The organism is Streptomyces longisporoflavus (assembly GCF_014649775.1).
GTDB classification, from domain to species: Bacteria; Actinomycetota; Actinomycetes; order Streptomycetales; family Streptomycetaceae; genus Streptomyces; species Streptomyces longisporoflavus.
The window spans coordinates 1-549 of sequence record NZ_BMTR01000152.1; the positions used below are offsets into that span (position 1 = coordinate 1).

General features: G+C 36.4%; 1 pseudogene. It reads right to left on the reverse strand.

The annotated features are described in order from the left end of the window. Nucleotides 1-302 precede the first annotated feature (302 nt). Nucleotides 303-549: pseudogene (locus IE226_RS45570) on the reverse strand (transposase); the annotation flags it as partial.

The window sequence follows — 549 nt, forward strand, 5'->3', positions numbered from 1 at the left end:
TTCTTCAAGGATTAATTTCCTTGCAGATGATGCATCGTTGAATTAAGATTACATCAAAATTCAAATATAAAGATAAAGAGGGTGTGTCATAAGTCTGTGACGCACCCTTTTTTTGTGTGTGTTTCTATATATTCTAGTTGAATCGTAGTCTTTCTTCACAAAGGGAATCTTATTATATTGTATAGAAACTTTACTTTTCTTGTTTTATCGATAACAAAACAGCCCCAAAGCTCACAAAAGGGCATAGTTATCCCTGACGATAAAACAACCAAAATTGAGTTTTATCGTTTTATACCCAAATATTTCTTCAAATTGAATCCCATTCCGAACAATCCTAGATCCATGTAAACCTTGTCCATTCCAAAATGCCTGAATCGCTTATAATGCATATCCGCCTTCATCTGCCCAAATACAGCTTCTGGCTCTATCGGTCGCTGGCTTCTGTGTTTCAAGCCCTCTTCAGACGTTAGTAGCAGGAAGGCTTCCTTTTTATATGCATTCAGTTTATGGTTGACATATATGGTTCTGTTGCCTTTGGATTTCTTGCAG